The sequence below is a fragment of the Variovorax rhizosphaerae genome (assembly GCF_037889975.1).
Classification (GTDB): Bacteria; Pseudomonadota; Gammaproteobacteria; order Burkholderiales; family Burkholderiaceae_C; genus Variovorax; species Variovorax rhizosphaerae.
In genome coordinates, this window is sequence record NZ_JBBKZT010000111.1 from 1 (window position 1) to 1,171 (window position 1,171).

Consider the following 1,171-nt stretch of genomic DNA (forward strand, 5'->3'; position numbering starts at 1 on the left):
TTGACAACTTTGACTGGAACGCTCCGGCGTTTGATGCGGTGTGCAAACGCTATTCAACCTGACCTACCAGATCTGATAGTTCCGCTACTGCCGAGGCAACGCTGAAATACCTGGCACACCTCGGGAAAGTAGCAAATGGAAATACTCGCGGGCCGACCTGGCCACCTCGCGCGACAAGTTCTTGAAGACGTCGGGCGTTATAGGTACAGGGTGTTCATTAAGACATTGGGATGGGACCTTGTGACAGAACATGGTCTCGAAAAGGATCAGTTCGACCGCGCCGACACGCTGTACCTGGCCGCCCGCGACGACGAGGGCCGCATTGTTGGAACAGCTCGGCTACTCCCAACCACCAGCCCCTATCTGCTGGGCGAAGTGTTTCCCGAGTTGCTTGGAGGCGCCGAAGTGCCGCGGGACCCGCGCATCTGGGAACTCTCGCGCTTTGCGGCCGTCGATTTCAACGTATCTCACGGCGGCGCAATGAGCCAGTTTTCTTCGAAAGTGGCGGTCGCACTGCTTCACAAGGCGATCGCTGTCGCAGCCGAGCAGGGGGCGCAACGCATCATCACCGTGTCGCCACTGGGAGTCGAGCGGCTACTGCGTCGCGGAGGCATCCGCACCCACCGCGCAGCGCCGCCGAAGATCATCGACGGCCATCCAATCTTCGCGTGCTGGATCGAAGTGGAAACGCAAGATCAAGAAAGTCCTGCAGAAGACGTCCCACTGAGGCGCGTCTTGCCTTCGCGAGCCGAGGGCCTCCCGGCGCGCCCACTGGGCGTTCAATGCACCTAGCGCGAATGGCTTAGAGCGACGCTGTGCGGCCTCCCTCGGTGAACGCCCTGCAGCGGTTTGTGCTGGTCAAGTTTTTTCAGACACCACGAAAGGTGGTTTGATTGCCGATTGCTGCTCGAAGGCATTGGGTGGCAAGTTGCCCAGTTTGGAGTGCAGGCGCACGCTGTTGTAGAAGCCCACGATGTAGTGGGCGATGTCGGTCATTGCTTCGCCATGGTTGGCGTAGTCACGCTGCCAGACCCGTTCGGTCTTCAGGCTGAGGAAGAAGCGCTCCATCACCGCGTTGTCCCAGCAGTTGCCCTTGCGGCTCATGCTGCCGACCAGGCCGTGGCGCGTCAGCAGCGCCTGGTGCTGCGCACTGGCGTACTGGGTGGATTCA

General features: G+C 60.4%; 2 protein-coding genes. One reads left to right on the plus strand and one right to left on the minus strand.

Going from position 1 to position 1,171, the window contains the following annotated elements; genetic code table 11:
- Nucleotides 1–135: 135 nt before the first annotated feature.
- Nucleotides 136–792, plus strand: coding sequence for an acyl-homoserine-lactone synthase (locus WKW82_RS40560; protein ID WP_340348853.1), 657 nt, complete (start codon nucleotides 136–138; stop codon nucleotides 790–792).
- Between the two features lie 66 nt (nucleotides 793–858).
- Here the strand turns inward: WKW82_RS40560 and WKW82_RS40565 are convergent.
- Nucleotides 859–1,171 (minus strand): integrase core domain-containing protein (locus WKW82_RS40565; protein ID WP_340348854.1); only part of this gene is annotated, 313 nt, incomplete at its 5' end.

What these genes read in the sequence shown, in the direction of transcription:
- WKW82_RS40560 (WP_340348853.1), top strand. Translation starts at nt 136, where the DNA reads ATGGAAATACTCGCGGGCCGACCTGGCCACCTCGCGCGACAAGTTCTT.